Below are 18,241 nucleotides of genomic sequence, written 5' to 3' on the forward strand. Positions count from 1 at the left end.
CTAGGGTCCGCGCCTCATTGTTGAGTTGGGGAGGCGCACTTGTCGTTCAATGCTCGTCTTATGGCCGCCAGCGCTGTGGCGCTCGGCCTGATCGCCACGCCGGTCCTGGCCCAGGACGCCGGGACCATCCGCGCCGCCGAACAGGTGCGCGACCAGGCGCTGAAGGGCAATATCGCCCTCGACTACGTCACCCAGATCACCACCCGCTTCGGCCCGCGCCCGGCGGGCTCTCGCGCCGAGCAGGACGCCTCCGCCTGGGCCGCCGACTACATGCGCGCCCACGGCTTCCAGAACGTCCGCATCGAGACCTTTCCCCTGATCGGCTGGGAGCGGGGCGAGGAGAGCGCGGAAATCCTGGGCGCCCGTCCCCAGAGACTGGTCGCCGCCGCCCTCGGCCACTCCATCGCCACCCCCGCCGAGGGAATTGAGGCGGACGTCGTCTTCTTCGACGGCCTGGATGCGCTGCTGGCGGCGCCCGCCGGATCGCTGAACGGCAAGATCGCCCTGGTCGACGGCGGCCAGATGGTGCGGATGCAGGACGGCTCGGGCTATGGCCCCCTGTCGCGGCTGCGCAGCCAGGGGCCGTCCGAGGCCGCCAAGCGCGGCGCGGTCGCCTTCGTCATGCGCTCGGCCGGGTCGGACGAACACCGCATGCCGCACACCGGCACCACCCGCTATGTCGAGGGCAAGGTGCCGCTGCCGTCCTTCGCCCTGAGCGCCCCGGACGCCGATCAGGTGGCGCGTCTGGTCGGCATGGGCGAGACGGTGCGCCTGCGCCTGAAATCTACCGCTCACACCTATGAGACGGTCAGCCAGAATGTGATCGGCGACATCGTCGGCGCCTCGCGTCCGGACGAGATCATCGTGCTGGGCTCGCACATGGACAGCTGGGACCTGGGCACAGGGGCCATCGACGATGCGGCGGGCGGCGCCATCACCCTGGCGGCGGCCAAGCTGATCGCCGAACAGGGCCGACCGGCCCGTACGGTCCGTGTGGTCCTGTACGGCTCTGAAGAGGTCGCCCAGCCGACCGATCACGGCAACGGCGGCGGCGCCTATGTCCGCAACATCGGCGCGGGCGTCGAGAAGCATGTCGTCGCCGGCGAGAGCGATTTCGGCGCCGACCGCGTCTACGCCCTGGGCCTGCCGCCCGGTTCGCAGAACACGGACTTCGCCAGGATCGCCCTGCGGGTCCTGCATCCGCTGGGCGTGCTGCCGGGCGAGGCGGAGCTGTTCGGCGGCGTCGACATCGGCCCGCTGGCCCAGGCGGGCGTTCCGGTCTTCGGCCTGCGCCAGGACGGCACGCGCTATTTCGACCTGCACCACACGGCCGACGACACTCTGGACAAGATCGACCCGGCCCAGATGACCCAGAACGTCGCCGCCTGGGCGGCCCTGGTGCGTCTGATCGCCGATTCAGATGTGGACTTCCGGGCCGCCCGTGCGGCACAGGAGGCGAAGCGCTGAGGCGCACGCCGCGAGCGTGGCGGAACTGGTAGACGCAAGCGACTTAAAATCGCTCGACTTCGGTCGTGCGGGTTCGATTCCCGCCGCTCGCACCATTAATGTTTTCAATGGGTTATGCCCGTTGGGGCGGTCGAAGAGGGCCTCTGGGTCTCTTTTCGGCACCCCATTGAATTGTCACAACTTTCCGACACTTTCCGAGTAATCCTGAACGCTCCGAGCGCCGCGAGAGCGCCGCAAGGTTCTTCAGACGTTCCCTTGGCGTGGAACGAAAACTTGGTCTTGCAGACCTCATCGCCCCAGACCGCAGCGGACACGCAGCAGCTATCTGAAACCGAGCCGCAGAGCGGCTTGGGGCGAACCCTTTGACCGCATTGCCCATAGCGGCGATATGTGGGATGGGTTGCTGATTAGAAAGAAAGGGAGGTATTGAGTATGAAGCGTTTTAATTTAAGCCAAATTCGAGGCGCTCTCGCTGTTTCTGCCGGAATATTTGCAGTTACTGGCCTGTCAGGTGCGGCTGTAGCTGTGGAGCCAGAGCTCTACTATCAGTACTATTTCTATAGCGATGCTTCGCATTCTGAGATCGTTGGCGAAGTGCGCCAAGTTTGTCAGAACAGCACCTACATTATCACGCCTTTAGTGATTGGTACCGCGACGCCTTACTATACCATGGAAGCGATTGGGTACTGCCCAGGAAATGGGGACTGGTAGCTTTTCCAGAGGCGGAATCCGCCTATTTTGGAGCGTAAATCAAAGGCCCCAGGCGTCGCTCGGGGCCTTTTCGTGCCGCCTCAACAGGTGAAGGCCTCAAAGGTCTGATGAACCGTCTTGGTCCCATAGGGGCCGCGGATAGTCCTTTCACACTCAACGATCCTGTATGAGGCCGTTTCAGCGCCTGCGTTCGTGAACGCAGGCGTTTTGCGTATTCGGCCGGGCCGGGGGCGGCGCCGCAAGCCAGCGGGGGCGCTGCTCTGCCGACGCTGGATGAATACAGCTTTCGTCCTTTGCCGAATTCTTCATGCTGATTTGGTATTCATTGCGATAAAAGTATAGATTATCATGAATATGATTTCAGTCGATTTTCAATGCCTTTGAGATCGTGATAAATGATCGTGAGTTTCTCCTCCTTTCATTTTGGTGAAATGAGCCGAATTTCTGTCAAGCCTACCGCATTGCACAAAAACTTTATCTCGGCTTTGCCGTTGGTGTATTAAGATCTCTTCTCGTGGCTTGAGGGGTTTGGCCGCGCCGGCGCGCTCGACGCGCCTTTCATTGCGCCGGGCATTCATGTCGGGCGCGAACGCAACCGTGACATTCCGTCTGCCTGCGCCTGTGGCGCGGCGGCGTCTTTGCGGGTGCGCGGATGGCGGGCCGGGGGCTCGCCGGAAGTAGAAGAGACAGGAGCGCAGGCGCGCGTGGACGACGTACAACTTCAACAATTGGGCGGGCCGCTGACGGTCGGCCTGCTGGTGCTGTTTTTCGGCTTGACCATGCTGATTTCTCTGAGGATCAGCCGACGCAAGGAAAACGCTGACGCCTATATGACGGCCGGCAACGGCATCGGTCTGGGCGTTTCGGCTGCTTCGATGACGGCGACCTGGATCTGGGCGGCGTCGATGTACGCCTCGGCCACCTCCGGCTACGTCTACGGGATATCGGGGCCGATCCACTATGGGCTGTGGGGGGCGTTGATGATCCTGTTCATCTACCCCTATGGCCGCCGCATCCGCGCCGTGGCGCCGCGCGCCCACACCCTGGCCGAGGTCATGTACGCCCGGCACGGCCGCTCCAGCCAACTGATGCTGGCGGGGTCCAATATCCTGGGCAGCGTCATCAGCCTGACGTCCAACTTTATCGCCGGCGGGGCCCTGATCGCCATGCTGTCGCCGTTCAGCTTCAGCCAGGGCATCGTCGTCATCGCGGGCGGCGTGCTGCTCTACACCCTGTGGTCGGGGTTCCGGGCCTCGGTGCTGACCGACTTCATTCAGGTGTGCGCCATGCTGGGCGCCGTGGTGGTGGTCATCCCGGCCATCTTCTTCGCCATGGGCGGCCCGGCCGTTTTTGTCGAAGGCGCGTCCAACCTGACGCCGCAGCAGACCAGCTTCTTCTCGTCCGACGCCTTCCTGAACCAGGGCGCGCCCTATATCGCCGCCGTCCTGGCCTACGCCATCGGCAACCAGACCATCGCCCAGCGCCTGTTCGCCGTGCGCGAGGACCTGATCAAGCCGACCTTCATCACCGCCACCATCGGCTATGGGGCGACGATCATCGGCATCGGCATGCTGGGCGTCGTGGCCCTGTATGCGGGGATCAATCCGATGGAGGGCGACCTCAACAACCTGATCCCGCAACTGGCCGGGACCTATTTCGGGCCGGTGCTGCTGAGCGTCTTCTTCATCATGATCATCGGGTCGCTGGCCTCGACGGCGGACTCCGATCTGTCGGCCCTGTCGTCGATCATGATGGCCGACGTCTATGGCCGGGCGGGCAAGCGCAAGGCCGATCCGCGCCTGATGCTGACCGTGGGGCGGGCGACCATGGTCATCGCCACCGGCGCGGCCCTCTATTTCGCCGGAGCCCGCATGAACATCCTGGACCTGCTGGTCCTGGTCGGCGCCATCTGGGGCGCGCTAGTCTTCCCCGTCATCGCCAGCTTCTATTGGGAGAAGGTGACCAACAAGGCCTTCACCGTCTCGGTGCTGGCGGCGCTGGCGCTCTTCTTCCCCGTGCGGTTCGGCTGGATCCCGATGGACGGCGCGGTCGGCTATGTCTTCGATGTGATCGCCGTGGTCGGCGTCGGCGTGGTCGCGGGCCTGATGACCTTCGGCTTCTTCGGCGCGCGCCCGGCGCGGATCGTCGGGGTGATCGCCGCCCTGGTCGTCGCGCCCTTCGCCATCGGCTTCCTGCATGACTACGCCGTGCTGAGCGGTTCGCTGATCGCCTATGCCGTCAGCACCGTGGTCTGCACTGTCATGTCCCTGTCCAACCGGACGGGCTTCGACTTCTCGCGCATCGCTCGCATGACCGGGGACTTCGACGTGGAGGAAGGCGAAGACCTTGCGACCGCGTCGGCGCGCGCAGCGATCGGCGCCGAACAACAGCTTCCTCAATCCCGCTAACAGGAGATCGCCATGAGCGCCTTTTGGCTCACCGCCTATGTTCTGATGTGGCCCGTCATCGTCGCGGGCGTGCTCGCCTTCATCGCCCGCGCCTTCTTCCGGGAGTGGCTGGAGGCCCGCCGGCGTGGCGAGCCGATGATCTGAAGTCCCGAGGGAGGCTGCGGCCTCCCTCTTTTTTCATGGCCGCGCTGTCTTGGCCCCGTCATGGCGGCGGCGTAGGGGTTCGATGACTTTATGCTTCGCTTGGTGTTTCCGATGATCCGCAGCCGCCTTCTCGCCTCCGCCCTGGGCCTGACCTTGGGCCTCGTCGCCGTGAACGCAGCCGCGCAGGCGACGGAGACGGCGGCCCAGCCCGCGATCACGGCGCCGGCGGCCGAACGGGCCTCGCCCTCGCTGATCGTCACCGTGGTGGTCGACCAGTTGAGCGCCAATCTGTTCAATCAGTACCGCAGCCAGTTCACCGGCGGGCTGAAGACCCTGGCCGATCAGGGCATGGTCTCGATCAACGGTTATCAGACCCACGGCGTGACGGTGACCTGCGCCGGGCACTCGACCGTCCTGACCGGCGCCCATCCGGCACGCAGCGGCATTCCGGCCAACGACTGGATCGACACGACGACGGGCAAGACCACCTATTGCCTAGCCGCTCCGCAGAACACCCTGGCCCACGGCAAGAACACCGACAACGGCCCGGTCGGCCCCGAACAGCTGAGCGCCTCGACCCTAGGCGACTGGCTGAAGGCCGTCAGCCCGGAAAGCCGCGTCTATGGCGTGTCGGGCAAGGATCGCGGCGCCATCAACCTGGCCGGGCACAAGGCGGACGGCGCCTTCTGGCTGACGGACAATTTCGGCTTCACCACCTATGTCGAGCCGGGCCAGTCGGCTGAGGCGCGTCTGGCTCCGGTGACGGCCCTGAACGCCCGCATGATCGACCGCTTCACGCGAGAGGCGCCCAACTGGACCTATTCCAACGCCGCCTGCCGTCGTCTGGAAGGGCGGTGGACCATCGCGGGCCAGACCTTCGATTCCAAGGTGCCGCCGGCCGACTTCCGCCTCGACAACTCGCCCATCCTGGACGAGCTGACGATCGAAGGCGCGATCGAACTGCTGGACAGCCAGCAACTGGGCCGTCGCGGCGCCACGGACATGCTGGGCGTCAGCCTGTCGGCCACGGACCGGATCGGCCACAGCTACGGCACCCAGGGGCCGGAGATGTGCGAGCAGATGCTGCGTCTGGACGCGGCGCTGGGCGTTTTCCTGGACAGGCTGTCGACCATTCCGGGCGGCGCCATCGTCGTTCTGACGGCCGACCACGGCGGTTCGGACTTTCCCGAGCGTTCGGCGGTCGAGGGCTATCCGGACGCCGGCCGAGTGGACCGCGCCCTGCAACCGCGCGTCAACGCGGCGCTGAAGGCCCGCTTCGGTCTGGACGCCGATCCGGTGGTGTCCTCGGCGGGGGGCTTCGTCATCGTCGACAAGGACCGCAAGTCGCTGGCCGAGCCGCTGCGTTCGCAGGTTCTGGCCGCGGCGATCGAGTTGCTGAACGGCGAGCCGCAGGTGGCCCTGGCCGTAGCCCGCGACGAACTGCTGGCCGAGCCGGTTCCGGCCTCCGACAATCCCGAGGAGCTGTCATTGCGCCAACGCCTGCGCCTGTCGGCCGTGGCGGACCGTTCGCCCGACATCCTGCGCGCTTGGCAGCCGGGCCTGACCGGCCAGGGCCGCGTCGGCGGCGCCATCTCCAGTCACGGTTCGCCCTGGGATTACGACCGCCGCGTGCCCATCGTCTTCTGGTGGCCGGGCGCCGAGGGGCAGGAGCGCTTCCTGCCCATGCGCACCATCGACATCGCCCCGACCCTGGCCAATCTGATCGGAGTCAAGCCGGACGCCCCGATCGACGGCCGCTGCATGGATCTGCCCCAGTTCGCCAAGGGCCGCTGCGAGACGAAGTAGGCCGGAGCGCGGCCGTAACTTCGTGTTTCGCGGTCATAAACTCGTGTTTCCGCGCCGGGGGCCGCTCTTACGCCTCCCGCGTTTCATTGGCACAAAGGGCTGAGAAGCGCTTCTGAGGGGAGGCGCCGGCCGTCAGAGCCATAAGAGGAAACCCGTTCATGCAAAGAGCCCGCCGCGCGCGCATCGTCGCGACCCTTGGACCCGCCAGCCGCGCGCCGGGAACGGTCAAGGCGCTGGCCCAGGCGGGGGTGGATGTCTTTCGCCTGAACTTCAGCCACGGCTCGCACGACGACCACGCCGCCGCCTTCAAGGCCGTGCGCGGGGCCGAGATGGCCCTGAAGCGGCCGCTGGGCGTCTTGGCCGACCTGCAGGGGCCCAAGCTGCGCCTGGGCCGCTTCGCCGATGTCGAGATCGAGGTGAAGCCGGGCCACACGATGCGTTTCGACCTGAATCCGGCTCTCGGCGACGAGACGCGGGTGCAGATGCCGCATCCGGAGATCTTCAAGGCGCTGCGGCCCGGAATGCTGCTGCTGCTGGACGACGGCCGGGTGCGGCTGCGCGTGGGCGAGCGCACCGACGAATGGTGCGACGTCACGGTCGAGAGCGGCTCGAAACTGTCGGACCGCAAGGGGGTGGCGGTGCCCGAGGCGGTCATCCCGGTCTCGGCTCTGACGCCCAAGGATCGCGAGGACCTGGCCTTCGCGCTTCGTCTCGGCGTCGACTGGGTGGCCCTCAGCTTCGTGCAGAAGGCCGAGGACATGGCCGAGCTGAAGCAGATCGTCGACGGCCAGGCCGCCTGCCTGGCCAAGATCGAGAAGCCCCAGGCGCTGAACGACCTGGAGAGCATCCTCGACTACTGCGACGGCGTCATGGTCGCGCGCGGCGATCTGGGGGTCGAGATGGACCCCGAGGAAGTGCCGGTCGCCCAGAAGAAGATCCTGCGCGCCGCCCGCCAGCGCGGCGTGCCCGCCATCGTGGCGACCCAGATGCTGGAGTCGATGACCAGCGCCCCGGCCCCGACGCGCGCCGAGGCCTCGGACGTGGCCAACGCCGTCTATGAGGGCGCCGATGCCCTGATGCTGTCGGCCGAGACGGCGGCGGGCGACTATCCGCTGGAAGCGGTGACCATCATGAACCGAATCATGGAGCGGGTGGAGCGCGACCCCCTGTGGCCGGGCCTGATGGATGCCGATCATGCGGGCATGGACATTCACGACGTCGACGCCCTGGTCGCGGCGGCGCGAAAGGCGGCCGAGGCCTCCTCGACCGCCTGCATGGTCGTGTTCACCACCCTGGGCGGCACGGCGCGGCGGATGTCGCGCGAGCGGCCCCTGCAACCGGTCCTGGCCCTGACGCCCAAGCCGGAGACGGCGCGCCGCCTGGCCTTGGTCTGGGGCCTGGAGCCGCGTCTGGGCGACCAGCCGACCTCGCTGGAAGGCCTGACCGATGACGCCGTCGAGGCGGCCATGCTCTATGGCCTGGCCGAGCCTGGGCAGCGCATCCTGATCCTGGCGGGAACGCCTTTCGGCGCGCCCGGCGCGGCGAATCTGTTGCGTCTGGCCCATGCTCCGGCCCATGCTGCGCCCCGCAGCGGACAAGGGGCGAAGCGCGCCCGCAGGACCTGACGGGACGGAATGATCAAATACATCGGCTCAAAGCGCGCGCTTCTGGGCCAGGTGATCGGCGCGGTGCGAGCGGCTCAGCCGCAGGGCGGGACGGTCTGCGACCTGTTCTCCGGCACCGCGCGCGTGGGCCATGCGCTGAAGCGCGAGGGGTTCCGCGTCTGGTCCAATGATCACAACGCCTATGCCCACGCCCTCGCCACGGCCTATGTCCAGGCTGATCGCGAGACCTGGGCCGAGCGGGCCGAGGCCGTGCTGGCCGAACTGCGCGCCGTGGCGCCTGCGCCGGGCTGGTTCACCAGGACCTATTGCGAGGAGGCCCGCTTCTTCCATCCCGACAACGGCGCCCGCATCGACGCCATGCGCGAGCGGATCGAGGTCATAGGACTGGAGCCCGAACTAAAGGCGGTGGCGCTGGTCGCCCTGATGGAGGCGGCTGACCGGGTGGATTCCACGGCGGGCCTGCAGATGGCCTTCATGAAGCAGTGGGCGCCGCGCGCGCTGAAGCCGCTGGAGCTGCGCCTGCCGGACCTGTTGCCCGGCGTGGCGGCCGGGCCGTGCCTCGCCACCCAAGGCGACGCGGTCGAGATGGCGGCCGAGGTCGAGGCGGACCTCGTCTATCTGGACCCGCCCTATAATCAGCACTCCTACCTCGGCAACTATCACTGCTGGGAAAGCCTGGTGCTGTGGGACAAGCCGGAAACCTATGGCGTGGCGCGCAAGCGGGTCGATGTGAAGACGCGCAAGTCCGCCTTCAATTCCAAGCCCGGCATCGGCCCGGCCCTGCAGACCGTCATCGAGCGGCTGAGGGCGCCGAACCTGATCGTCAGCTTCAACGACGAGGGCTATCTGACCCGCGACGACCTGACAGCCATGCTGTCGGCGCGCGGCCATGTGCAGGTGGTCGAGATTCCGCGTCCCCGCTACGTCGGCGCCCGCATCGGCATCCACAATCTGAAGGGCCAGAAGGTAGGTTCGGTCGGTCGGCTCAGAAATGTGGAATATCTCTTCGTGGTCACCCAGCAACCCGTGGAGTTGCCGGTCGCGGCGTGACGGGAACGAAAGCCGGGCGCTCGCCGTTTTGGCCGTATGCGTACGCTTTCCGGTCTTCCTCCCGCCGTTTCTCGCTTTGATTCCCGAGGTTTCGACGCCCGAGGCGAGACCTTGCGTCCGGCTCGCCCGTCGCTTCGGCGCGGCCGCGGGCTGGACAATTGGACCATCCTGCTGATCGGCGCGATCGTGGCCGGCCTGATGGGGATGCTGCTGGGCGGAGCCCTGTCGGTCTGAGTCTTCCGCCTACGCCGCGTCCAGCAAGGCCTTGATCGGCGCCCAGCTGCGCCGGTGTGCGGGGCAGGGACCCAGCGTCTGCAAGGCCTTCTGGTGGATCGGCGCGTTGTAGCCCTTGTGGCTGGCGAAGCCGTAGCCGGGATAGACCGTATCCATCTCGATCATCAGCCGATCGCGCGCCGTCTTGGCCAGGATCGACGCCGCCGCGATGGACAGGGACAGGCTGTCGCCCTTGACCACAGGGGTCACGGCGCAGGGCAGCTTGAAGCGATAGTTGCCGTCCACCAGGGCGTGCGCCGGCGGATGGGCCAGGGCCTCGACCGCCCGCCGCATGGCCAGGCCGGTGGCGTGCAGGATGTTCAGCTCATCGATTTCCTCGACCGAGGCGAAGCCGACGCCCCAGGCCACGGCGCGGCTCTTGATCTCGACCTCCAGCGCCGTGCGGCGCTTTTCCGTCAGAGCCTTGGAGTCGTCGATGCCCGACGGCAGGTCGTCGGCGTTTAGGATCACCGCGGCCGCCGACACCGGCCCGGCCCACGGCCCGCGCCCGGCTTCATCCACCCCGCACACGTGACCGTTCCAGGTCGCACGCGCCTCCAACTCCAGCATCAGGGTGGGCAAGGGGCGGTCGGTCTTGGCGGCGGCTTTGGGCGAACTCATGGCGCGTCAGTGCCACGAACCGGGACGGGGCGGAAGACGGGGATGACCCACGAACGCCCGGCATGGAACCGACGCGCGAACCCTTACAGGCCGAAGGTGACGAAGCCTTGCGGATCGATCGGCCAGGCCGGGTTCCAGGCGATCTCCCAGGCGTGGTCGTCCGGGTCGGCCACATATCCCCTCGGCCCGCCCTGGGGCGGAGCGTCGGCTTGACGAAGCAGTCGCCCGCCGAATGCGCCCAGACGATCCAGCACGAACTGCACCTCGTCTCGCGAGCCGACATTGTGAGCCAGGCTGAAGGCGCCGGGACGAGACAGGTCTGTTCGCTGCATGTCGGCTTCAAGCCCGCCCTCCAACCAGGTCCCCAGCATAAACCCGTTCATCTGATAGAAGATGATCTCCTGGTTTTCGAAGACCGGCCGCCACCCGAAGCCCTCGGCGTAGAAGCGCTTTGAGCGGCCCAGATCGCCTACGCTCAGGGTCACGACCGAAATCTGCTGTTGCATATCCAACGTCCTTTGCTCGGCGCCGCCCGATGCGACGCCGTTGAAGGCCGTGGGACTCACCGCAGGGTGCGGCGGACAGACCCGCTTGCGCGAGGACCGGGCTAACCACACCGATCCGCCTTTTTCGACGGAGCGAGCATGGCGCCGGGGCGGCGGCTCCGCAATGGCCTGTAACGGCAGGTCCCGGAGCGGCGACTGTCGTCGGGCCTTGGCGCGGGGCCTTGAGTGTTAAGGGGCGCTGACCTCTCCATGCCGGAAGCACGTCGTCTGGTGGTCGTTCACCATGCCCACCGCCTGCATGAAGGCGTAGGTGATGACCGGCCCGCAGAACTTGAAACCGCGCGCCTTCAAGGCCTTGGCCATGGCGAGGCTTTCGGCGGTCTGGGTCGGGGCCTCGCGGAAATAGCCCCACTGGTTCACCAGCGGTTTGTCGCCGACGAAGGACCACAGCCAGGCCGAGAAGTCCTCGCCCTTGTCGCGCATGTCCAGCCAGATTCGGGCGCCGCTGACGGCCGCGTCGATCTTGGCGCCCGAGCGGATGATGCGCGGGTCGGCCAGCAGGCGCGCGCGGTCGGCCTCGCCGTAGCGGGCGACGATTTCGGGATCGAAGCCGTCGAAGGCGTCGCGCATCCCCTCGCGCTTTCGCAGGATGGTGATCCAGGCCAGTCCGGCCTGAAACCCGTCCAGCACCAGCTTCTCCCACAGGGCGCGGGGATCGTACTCCGGCACGCCCCATTCGGTGTCGTGATAGGCGATGTAGAGCGGGTCCGTCGTCCCGCACCAGCCACAGCGCCCTTCGGCCTTTTCGGATTCGGTCATGGCGCGATGTTGCTGGAATGTTCTAGAGGCGCAAGCGAAAAGGCCCGACGTTTCCGCCGGGCCTTCATGGGATGCCGCAGGGCGTCCTACAGCCGCTCGACCGTGAACCCGCGCGCGGTCAGCATGTCGATCACGCTGTCCTGATCCATCAGATGGGCGGCGCCGACGGCGACGAAGGCCGTGCCGGAGCCTTTCATCATCGTCTCGATCTGGTTGGTCCAGTCGGCGTTGCGATCGATCAGGGCGGCGCGGTGGATGTCTTCATGCACGTCGCGGGTGTTGGCGCGGTTGAGGCGGCCCGTTTCGGCGGCGTCGCCCTCCAACCAGGCGGTCACGGTTCCATCCAGGTTGGCGACGATGCGATCGGTGTTGCGGACATAATGGTTCAGATAGGTCACCTGGGCTTCTTCGCTCATGCCCGCGATCAGACGCACCTGGATGTCGGCGGTCTCGAAGCCGTGCAGCGTCTTGCCCTGGGCTCTGGCGCGATCCATCAGCGTCTTGTCGACGCCCGCCTCGGGCCGATAGCCCGCATCGGTCGGGCCGGACATGGAGATCATGAAGGCCGCCAGCCAGGGACGATAGGCGTCCAGGGCCGCGCCCGACGCGCCGTTGGCCTGGGCGATCTTGTCGAAGGCGGCGAAGTCCTCAGCCGACAGGACGGACGACAGTGGGCGGGACGGGGCGACGCCGTACTGCTGGATCACCGGCATGACGACGGCCTGGTCGTCCTGATCGGCGATCTCGACCCAGATGTCCGAGGCGCTGGCGAAGGCGGCGTCCACCTTGTCGGAGCCCCAGGCCGTGCCGGGACGCAACAGATGCACTGTGCCGAACAGATAGACGGTGGAGTCCGCATCCTTGACCACCCACAGCGGCGGGCCGGCGCCCTCGGCGCGAGGGATGGGGGCGACGGCCGGGACAGGGATCGTCGGTTCGGCGTGTGCGGCGCCGGGCGCGGCGGCCAAGGCGGCGGAGGCGGCCAGCGCCGCCAGAAGGCCGGCGGCGAAGCGCGAGACATGGTTGGCCGATTGGCCCATGCGGTGAGCGAGGGTCATTGCAAAGTCCTTGGTTTTGAGAGGTTTGTCTGAAGGAAGGGGGCGATCAGGCGATGAAGATGGCTTCGATCGGCCGGCCGAACAGGCGGGATATGCGGAAGGCGAGGGGCAGGGACGGGTCGTAGCGACCCTTCTCCAGCGCCTGGATGGTCTGGCGCGAGACGCCGAGGCGTTCGGCCAGGTCAGCCTGGGTCCAGTCGCGCTCGGCGCGGAAGACCTTGAGGCGGTTGATGAAGGCGCTGGTCATCGGCGGGCGATCCACCAGCCGCACCAGGCGATCCCGTAGCCGACGGCCTGGGCGGCGAAGACGGCGGCGACGCCCAGGGCGATCAGGGCGGCATCCGTGTGGGGCAGGGCGGCGGGCAACAGGTTCACGTCGGCCAGGGCGGCGATGACAACGGCCGCGCCGCCGGCGACGAGGCCCAGGTTGCCGCCCCACCACCAGGCCCACTTGTGGGCTTCCCTGGCGGCCTCATCCAGGGCGCGCCACCAGTAGAGGGTGTGCAGGGCCAGGAAGACGGCCAGTCCGGCGGCCAGGACGACGACGCCGATCGACGGCGCGCGGCCCCAGGCTTCGGGCCAGAACGGCGTGGCGGCGGTAGCGCTGACCCCGACCACGGTCAGAGCGCACAGGCCGACGGTCAGGTCGTCCATCGTCTTCTTGTTGCGGGCGGCGGCTGCGCCGACGGTGATGATCTCGGTGTTCATGACAAGCTCCCCTGTCGTGTTGACAAGTGAGCTTTACCAACGATGTCGCGTTTACGTCAAGCAACTTTTACATCACGACAAGCAGATTTTCCGTTTTGCCGGATTTAGCCTTGCAAATCAGGGATCCAGTCGGGCTTCTCGACCCGCACGGGGCGGCCCTCGACGGTCAGGTCGCCGTCCATGCGGTCCAGCCGCATCAGGGCGATGGCGCGTCCCTCGGCGCCGGTCATGACTTCGCCCGCCCGCAGGTCTCCCTTCAGCACCTCGGCGCCGCGCTCGGGGGCGGGGCCGTCGAAGGCGATGGCCATCATGCGGTTCTTGATCGTTCCGCGCCGCTTCATGCGCGAGGTCGTCTCCTGGCCGATGAAGCAGCCCTTGTGGAAGTCGATGCCGTTCAGCAGGTCGAAGTCCGCCTCGATCGGATAGGTCTTGTCCATCAGGGCGTCCTGGGTCGGATCGGGCACGCCCAGGGCCAGGCGGCGGGCCTGCCAGTCGCTCTCGGCGGCGTCGATCTCGCTCTCATCGCCCCAGCGTCGGCCGCCCAGCGCGGACAGGCGGGGATCGGCGACGAAGCCGTCGGCGACATCCGTCCCCCAGGCGACGAAGACGGCGTCGGGGATGGGCATGATCTCGACCTGGGCGCGCAGCCTGTAGAGCGTCAGTCGCTGCATCAGGGCGTCGCGCCGCTCGGCCGCGACATCCAGGATGACGCCGTCTTCCTCGCCCCAGAGGAACAGATCGAACAGCAGCCGCCCCGGTGGCGACAGCAGGGCGCCGAAGCGAAGCTCGCCCGGCTGCAGGGTCTCCACGTCCTGGGTCAGAAGATTGTGCAGGAAGGGGCGGGCGTCGGGGCCGCTGACGCGGATCAGGGCGCGACTGTCGAGACGAGCGATGGACATGAGGTCAAGATAGGCAGGCGAGGCGACGTCCTCCAGTGCGGCAGGCCTCTAAGGCGGGCGAATGCGAAAAAGGGCTGCGGAAGTCTTCCGCAGCCCTTCGCGATCAACGCTTGTCCAGCTTACCAGCGGCGGCCGTTGTGGTCCCGGCGCTCATAGCGGACCTTGGCCGACAGGGCGTCGTAGCGGCGATCCAGCTCCATGCGCTCCCGGCGGTTCAGGCCGTCGCGCTGATAGGCGCGCTCCAGCCGCACCAGCTGGTTCAGCTCGTTCTTCAGGCGGCTGGCCTCGCGGACGCTGAGCTGGCGGGTGCGGACGCCCTGGTCGATGCGGCGGTCCAGATTGTATTTGCGTTGGCTGATCGACTGCCAGCCGCCATGGTTCTGCTGATAGGCGGGGGCGTGGCGATAGGTTTGAGCGGCGGCCGGCAGGGCGGCGCCGAGTGCGGCGGCGGCCGTCGTCGCGGCCAGGACGGGGATCATCAGCGTTTTGAACTTGGCCATGGTCGGGCTCCTTTGACTGGACGCAACCGGCGGGCTGCGTTGACGTCAGATGACCCTCCTGCGCCTGAGCCGCGTCTGAACGACGCGTTTCAGATAGGGTTCATCAGGATGACATCGGCGTCATGCGCCTCCTTTTCTCTCGCCGGCATGCGACGGAGATTTCATCTCCCGACGTTCCTCTTTGGACTGAACGCCGATAGACTGCGTTCAGCCGCTGTTCAGAGGCACTGGTTTAAACCGCGATCCATGATGCGTATTCGAGCCCTTCTTTTGGCTGGCCTGATCGCCCTCGTCCCGTTGACGGACGCGGCGGCTCAGTCGCGCGGCCGCGACCGGGATCGCGATCAGGATCGCCGGGAGCAACCCCGCAGCTATCCGGGCCAGGGACTGCGCGACGCGCCGCGTCGCGACAGCGGCCCGCGCGCCAACCCCGGCGACGTAGCGCGCCGAGTCCAGTCGGGCCGTCCCGGTCGGATGCTGGGCGTGCGCGAGCGTGGCGACGACTATGTGGTGCGCTGGGAATATCCCGGCGGCCGCGTCTCGGATATCCAGGTCGACGGCCGTTCGGGCCGGGTTCGCGGGGACGACTGAATGCGGGTTCTACTTGTCGAGGACGACGTCGATCTGTCGCGCCAGTTGAAGACCGCCCTGACCGACGCCGGCTACGCCGTGGATCACGCGCCCGACGGCGAGGAAGCCTGGTTCCTGGGCGACACCGAACCCTATGACGTGGTGGTGCTGGATCTGGGCCTGCCCAAGATCGACGGCGTCTCGGTGTTGGAGCGCTGGCGCCGCGAAGGCAAGGCTACGCCGGTGCTGATCCTGACGGCGCGCGGCGCCTGGTCGGACAAGGTGGCGGGCTTCGACGCCGGGGCCGACGACTATCTGACCAAGCCCTTCCACACCGAGGAGTTGCTGGCGCGCCTGCGCGCCCTGCTGCGCCGCTCGGCCGGCCATGCTGCGGCGACGTTGAGCTGCGGCGGTCTGAGGCTAGACCCGCGCGCGGCGCGGGCCACGGTCAACGGCGAGCCGCTGCGCCTGACCAGTCTGGAATACCGCCTGCTGCACTATCTGATGATGCATCAGGGCCGGGTCATCAGCCGCACCGAACTGGTCGAACACCTCTACGATCAGGACTTCGATCGCGACTCCAACACCATCGAGGTCTTCGTCGGCCGCCTGCGCAAGAAGATCGGCGCCGACCGCATCGAGACCGTGCGCGGCCTGGGCTATCGCCTGTCGCCGCTGGCCGGCGAGAGCGACGCGGCCTGAGCGCCGCATGACGGACCCGTCCGAAGGTCAGTCCGAAGGCCTGTCCCAGCCTGATCGACGCCAATGGGGCCGGTGGTTCGGCCGGCCGGGCCGCTCGCTGACGCGGCGGCTGATCTGGCTGGCGGCGGCGTGGATTCTGATCGCCCTGGCGGCGGCGGCCCTCGTGCTGACCGCCGTCTTTCAGGAATCGGCCCTGCGCCGACTGGGCAATATCCTGAGCGACACCATCGACGAGGCCGTGGTCGCCGCGACCATCACGCCCGAGGGCGAGGTTTTCGTCGGCGAGATTCAGGACGCCCGAACCCAGCGCCTGCTGTCCGGCAAATACTGGATGGTGGCCGAGCCTACGCCGCAGGGCGACCTGCAGGTCCTGGCGCGTTCGGCCTCCCTGGGGCCGGCTGAGCTGGAGTATGGCGCGGACCTGCTTAACCGCCTGCGCGCCGCCTTCGGCCAGACCATCAGCTACAACGCCGACGACGGCCCCAAGGGCGAGCCCTTGCGCATCGCCGCCAGCATGAAGCAACTGCCCGGACGCGACCGGCCGGTGGTCTTCTTCGCCGGTATCGACCGCTCGGACGTCGACGCCGACACGCGCCAGTTCGCCACCGTCACCTGGATCGCCATGCTGTTGCTGGGGGCGGGGCTGGTCACGGCGGTCTTCATCCAGGTGCAGGTGGGGCTGCGCCCGCTCTACGACCTGAGGGACGAGATCGCCGACGTTCGCCAGGGCCGCTCGCACCGGGTCGGCGGCGTCTATCCGGTCGAGATCCAGCCCCTGGCCGAACAGGTCAACCGCCTGCTGGCGCATAATCAGGAGACGGTGGAGCGTCAGCGCACCCACGTCGGCAACCTGGCCCACGCCCTAAAGACGCCCCTGGCCGTCATGCTGGCCGAGGCCGGGACGAAGGAGGGACCGCTGCCGGATCTGATCCGCCGCCAGAGCAAGGTGATGCAGGACCAGGTCGACCATCACCTGCGCCGCGCCCGCGCCGCCGCCCGCGCCGCCCACGGCCTGGGCGAGCGCACGGACATAGGCGAGGTCCTGGACGAACTGGCGGTCATGCTGGAGCGGGTGTTCGAGGAGAAGGGCGTCGAGATCGACTGGCGGGCTCCCGACGGCCTGGCCTTCCTGGGCGAGCGCCAGGACCTGCAGGAGATCTTCGGCAATCTGATCGAGAACGCGGCCAAGTGGTGCAAGCGCCGCGTCCGCATCTCGGCCGGGCCGTCCACGCCGGGCCAGATGATCGCCGTGGTCGAGGACGACGGCCCCGGCCTGCCCGCCGACCAGCGCGACACGGCCCTGAAACGCGGCACGCGCATGGACGAGGACACGCCCGGCACGGGTCTGGGGCTGTCGATCGTCGACGAACTGACCCGCGCCTACGGCGGCCGCGTCACCCTGGGCGACAGCGCCATGGGCGGGCTGAAGGTGGTGTTGGAGCTGCCGGCGGCGGAGGGGTGAAGGCGCAGAGGTACGGAAGCGGACAGTCGGAGGGCTGCTAGGGTGGGAAGCGGCCAGTCACGTGGCCAATCCGCAGGCTCGGCGAATGGCGATTTGGACGGGTGAGGGTGGCGACGCCGGGTCGAACTCACCTCGGGGAAGCAGGGGGGGCTGGGCCATGAAGCGCGGTTCAGTTCCCAGGTGCCTCTGCGCCGCATGGACGAGGAAGGGGTGGCACAGGAACACCGTGCCTGCAGGACCTGTCGCCAAGCTGACCGGGCAACCGCTGGTGGAGACAAAGTCGTCTGCCGCCAGCTGCCGCAGGGATGCACCCCGCTCACCGCAAGGCAGAAGCTCGCGTGCGATTACGGTGTGTGATCCTCGTCGTATGCGGGTCGGCGCGTCTTCTTCACCGACGTCCGACAGCAGGAAGAGCATCAGAAGCGCCCGTCCGCTGCTCTTGATATTGGCTCTCCATTCCATGAAGTCCGGTGAGTCGCCGAAGCTCATGTCGATGTGCCAGCCGTCGTCTCCCGCCGACTCCGGCGATGGAAAGCGTATCGGAAAGGTCCCGAGACCTAGTGGGGGAAGCCAGCGCCCGGCGCCAACCAGCTGATCGTAGGCCCGATGCAGCCGTGGCGTATTGGCCGCCTGGACAAAGGGCTCGGACGATTTTGACGCGACCCGGATCACCGGCCGTGTCCACCCTTTGGGGGCATGGGGTGACAGGCCGATTTCCGACCACAGCTCGTCACGGCACCGGGCCGCGAGATCGGCGCTGAACGCGTTGTCGAGTCTGACGAAGCCGTCGCCGATGAAGTCCTGGATCTGACCGTCGGTCAGACCCTCATGCTCAAGATGAGGCACAGTTGTTCTCCCTGGCCCTTTCCGGGCCGAAAAATGATCTGAGCGGCGCATACGGGCGCCGGCGCG

20 protein-coding genes and 1 tRNA gene are annotated in these 18,241 nt (G+C 67.3%); 12 read left to right on the forward strand and 9 right to left on the reverse strand.

Annotated elements, in window-relative coordinates; translation table 11 throughout:
- Window positions 1–60 precede the first annotated feature (60 nt).
- The 9 genes from V8J38_RS05020 (at window position 61) to V8J38_RS05060 (ending at window position 9,445) form a co-directional block, all read left to right on the forward strand.
- Window positions 61–1,467 carry a M28 family peptidase gene (locus V8J38_RS05020; RefSeq protein ID WP_338578145.1) on the forward strand — a complete coding sequence of 469 codons (1,407 nt, stop codon included), beginning with the start codon at window positions 61–63 and terminating at the stop codon, window positions 1,465–1,467.
- Between the two features lie 10 nt (window positions 1,468–1,477).
- Window positions 1,478–1,562: transfer RNA gene (locus V8J38_RS05025), tRNA-Leu, on the forward strand.
- Window positions 1,563–1,899: 337 nt separating this feature from the next.
- The gene (locus V8J38_RS05030; protein WP_291776860.1) at window positions 1,900–2,178 is read left to right on the forward strand and encodes a hypothetical protein; all 279 of its coding nucleotides are present in this window, start codon (window positions 1,900–1,902) and stop codon (window positions 2,176–2,178) included.
- Between the two features lie 704 nt (window positions 2,179–2,882).
- Window positions 2,883–4,586, forward strand: a complete 1,704-nt coding sequence (locus V8J38_RS05035) for a sodium:solute symporter family protein (RefSeq protein WP_338578146.1) — start codon at window positions 2,883–2,885, stop codon at window positions 4,584–4,586.
- 12 nt (window positions 4,587–4,598) lie between these two features.
- Window positions 4,599–4,730: a putative transporter small subunit gene (locus V8J38_RS05040; RefSeq protein WP_291776856.1), complete on the forward strand. Its 132-nt coding sequence runs from the start codon at window positions 4,599–4,601 to the stop codon at window positions 4,728–4,730.
- Window positions 4,731–4,841: 111 nt separating this feature from the next.
- The gene (locus tag V8J38_RS05045) at window positions 4,842–6,536 is read left to right on the forward strand and encodes an alkaline phosphatase family protein (protein ID WP_338578147.1); all 1,695 of its coding nucleotides are present in this window, start codon (window positions 4,842–4,844) and stop codon (window positions 6,534–6,536) included.
- 158 nt (window positions 6,537–6,694) lie between these two features.
- A complete protein-coding gene (pyk, locus tag V8J38_RS05050; protein WP_291776852.1) occupies window positions 6,695–8,161 on the forward strand; it encodes a pyruvate kinase in 1,467 nt (488 codons plus the stop codon).
- Window positions 8,162–8,170: 9 nt separating this feature from the next.
- A complete protein-coding gene (locus V8J38_RS05055) occupies window positions 8,171–9,211 on the forward strand; it encodes a DNA adenine methylase (RefSeq protein ID WP_338578148.1) in 1,041 nt (346 codons plus the stop codon).
- 111 nt (window positions 9,212–9,322) lie between these two features.
- A complete protein-coding gene (locus V8J38_RS05060) occupies window positions 9,323–9,445 on the forward strand; it encodes a hypothetical protein (RefSeq protein ID WP_312219813.1) in 123 nt (40 codons plus the stop codon).
- A 9-nt stretch (window positions 9,446–9,454) separates the two neighbouring features.
- Here the strand turns inward: V8J38_RS05060 and V8J38_RS05065 are convergent, their stop codons facing one another.
- The 8 genes from V8J38_RS05065 to V8J38_RS05100 form a co-directional block, all read right to left on the reverse strand.
- On the reverse strand, window positions 9,455–10,105 hold the full coding sequence (locus V8J38_RS05065) for a ribonuclease HII (protein ID WP_422388318.1): 651 nt from the start codon (window positions 10,103–10,105) through the stop codon (window positions 9,455–9,457).
- 83 nt (window positions 10,106–10,188) lie between these two features.
- A complete protein-coding gene (locus tag V8J38_RS05070; RefSeq protein ID WP_338578149.1) occupies window positions 10,189–10,611 on the reverse strand; it encodes a VOC family protein in 423 nt (140 codons plus the stop codon).
- A 228-nt stretch (window positions 10,612–10,839) separates the two neighbouring features.
- A complete protein-coding gene (locus V8J38_RS05075) occupies window positions 10,840–11,430 on the reverse strand; it encodes a DNA-3-methyladenine glycosylase I (RefSeq protein ID WP_338578150.1) in 591 nt (196 codons plus the stop codon).
- Between the two features lie 86 nt (window positions 11,431–11,516).
- Window positions 11,517–12,488, reverse strand: coding sequence for a TraB/GumN family protein (locus V8J38_RS05080; protein ID WP_338578151.1), 972 nt, complete (start codon window positions 12,486–12,488; stop codon window positions 11,517–11,519).
- Window positions 12,489–12,534: 46 nt separating this feature from the next.
- A complete protein-coding gene (locus V8J38_RS05085; protein WP_291776841.1) occupies window positions 12,535–12,735 on the reverse strand; it encodes a helix-turn-helix transcriptional regulator in 201 nt (66 codons plus the stop codon).
- Entirely contained in the window at window positions 12,732–13,196 is a 465-nt protein-coding gene (locus V8J38_RS05090) for a hypothetical protein (RefSeq protein WP_338578152.1), read from the reverse strand. The genes V8J38_RS05085 and V8J38_RS05090 overlap by 4 nt, the downstream gene beginning before the upstream one ends.
- 104 nt (window positions 13,197–13,300) lie before the next feature.
- On the reverse strand, window positions 13,301–14,095 hold the full coding sequence (locus tag V8J38_RS05095; RefSeq protein ID WP_338578153.1) for a folate-binding protein: 795 nt from the start codon (window positions 14,093–14,095) through the stop codon (window positions 13,301–13,303).
- Between the two features lie 119 nt (window positions 14,096–14,214).
- A complete protein-coding gene (locus tag V8J38_RS05100; RefSeq protein WP_291776835.1) occupies window positions 14,215–14,595 on the reverse strand; it encodes a hypothetical protein in 381 nt (126 codons plus the stop codon).
- A gap of 246 nt (window positions 14,596–14,841) precedes the next feature.
- Here V8J38_RS05100 and V8J38_RS05105 point away from each other — a divergent pair, with 246 nt between their 5' ends.
- The 3 genes from V8J38_RS05105 to V8J38_RS05115 are packed head-to-tail and all read left to right on the forward strand — an operon-like array spanning window position 14,842 to window position 17,329.
- On the forward strand, window positions 14,842–15,186 hold the full coding sequence (locus tag V8J38_RS05105) for a hypothetical protein (RefSeq protein ID WP_291776833.1): 345 nt from the start codon (window positions 14,842–14,844) through the stop codon (window positions 15,184–15,186).
- The gene (locus V8J38_RS05110) at window positions 15,187–15,867 is read left to right on the forward strand and encodes a response regulator transcription factor (protein ID WP_087141003.1); all 681 of its coding nucleotides are present in this window, start codon (window positions 15,187–15,189) and stop codon (window positions 15,865–15,867) included.
- Between the two features lie 7 nt (window positions 15,868–15,874).
- Window positions 15,875–17,329 carry a sensor histidine kinase gene (locus V8J38_RS05115; protein WP_291776827.1) on the forward strand — a complete coding sequence of 485 codons (1,455 nt, stop codon included), beginning with the start codon at window positions 15,875–15,877 and terminating at the stop codon, window positions 17,327–17,329.
- 57 nt (window positions 17,330–17,386) lie between these two features.
- Here V8J38_RS05115 and V8J38_RS05120 read toward each other — a convergent pair whose 3' ends face one another.
- Window positions 17,387–18,175: a phytanoyl-CoA dioxygenase family protein gene (locus V8J38_RS05120; RefSeq protein ID WP_291776825.1), complete on the reverse strand. Its 789-nt coding sequence runs from the start codon at window positions 18,173–18,175 to the stop codon at window positions 17,387–17,389.
- Between the last annotated feature and the right edge of the window lie 66 nt (window positions 18,176–18,241).

The organism is Brevundimonas olei, from assembly GCF_037055245.1.
Taxonomy (GTDB): Bacteria; Pseudomonadota; Alphaproteobacteria; order Caulobacterales; family Caulobacteraceae; genus Brevundimonas; species Brevundimonas olei.

Bases quoted from the DNA above. Each gene is read 5' to 3' on its own strand.
- pyk (WP_291776852.1), top strand. From the start codon at position 6,695: ATGCAAAGAGCCCGCCGCGCGCGCATCGTCGCGACCCTTGGACCCGCC.
- V8J38_RS05065 (WP_422388318.1), bottom strand. From the start codon at position 10,105: ATGAGTTCGCCCAAAGCCGCCGCCAAGACCGACCGCCCCTTGCCCACC.
- V8J38_RS05040 (WP_291776856.1), top strand. From the start codon at position 4,599: ATGAGCGCCTTTTGGCTCACCGCCTATGTTCTGATGTGGCCCGTCATC.
- V8J38_RS05075 (WP_338578150.1), bottom strand. From the start codon at position 11,430: ATGACCGAATCCGAAAAGGCCGAAGGGCGCTGTGGCTGGTGCGGGACG.
- V8J38_RS05055 (WP_338578148.1), top strand. From the start codon at position 8,171: ATGATCAAATACATCGGCTCAAAGCGCGCGCTTCTGGGCCAGGTGATC.
- V8J38_RS05115 (WP_291776827.1), top strand. From the start codon at position 15,875: ATGACGGACCCGTCCGAAGGTCAGTCCGAAGGCCTGTCCCAGCCTGAT.
- V8J38_RS05030 (WP_291776860.1), top strand. From the start codon at position 1,900: ATGAAGCGTTTTAATTTAAGCCAAATTCGAGGCGCTCTCGCTGTTTCT.
- V8J38_RS05020 (WP_338578145.1), top strand. From the start codon at position 61: ATGGCCGCCAGCGCTGTGGCGCTCGGCCTGATCGCCACGCCGGTCCTG.
- V8J38_RS05100 (WP_291776835.1), bottom strand. From the start codon at position 14,595: ATGGCCAAGTTCAAAACGCTGATGATCCCCGTCCTGGCCGCGACGACG.
- V8J38_RS05070 (WP_338578149.1), bottom strand. From the start codon at position 10,611: ATGCAACAGCAGATTTCGGTCGTGACCCTGAGCGTAGGCGATCTGGGC.
- V8J38_RS05105 (WP_291776833.1), top strand. From the start codon at position 14,842: ATGATGCGTATTCGAGCCCTTCTTTTGGCTGGCCTGATCGCCCTCGTC.
- V8J38_RS05090 (WP_338578152.1), bottom strand. From the start codon at position 13,196: ATGAACACCGAGATCATCACCGTCGGCGCAGCCGCCGCCCGCAACAAG.
- V8J38_RS05110 (WP_087141003.1), top strand. From the start codon at position 15,187: ATGCGGGTTCTACTTGTCGAGGACGACGTCGATCTGTCGCGCCAGTTG.
- V8J38_RS05045 (WP_338578147.1), top strand. From the start codon at position 4,842: ATGATCCGCAGCCGCCTTCTCGCCTCCGCCCTGGGCCTGACCTTGGGC.
- V8J38_RS05080 (WP_338578151.1), bottom strand. From the start codon at position 12,488: ATGACCCTCGCTCACCGCATGGGCCAATCGGCCAACCATGTCTCGCGC.
- V8J38_RS05085 (WP_291776841.1), bottom strand. From the start codon at position 12,735: ATGACCAGCGCCTTCATCAACCGCCTCAAGGTCTTCCGCGCCGAGCGC.
- V8J38_RS05095 (WP_338578153.1), bottom strand. From the start codon at position 14,095: ATGTCCATCGCTCGTCTCGACAGTCGCGCCCTGATCCGCGTCAGCGGC.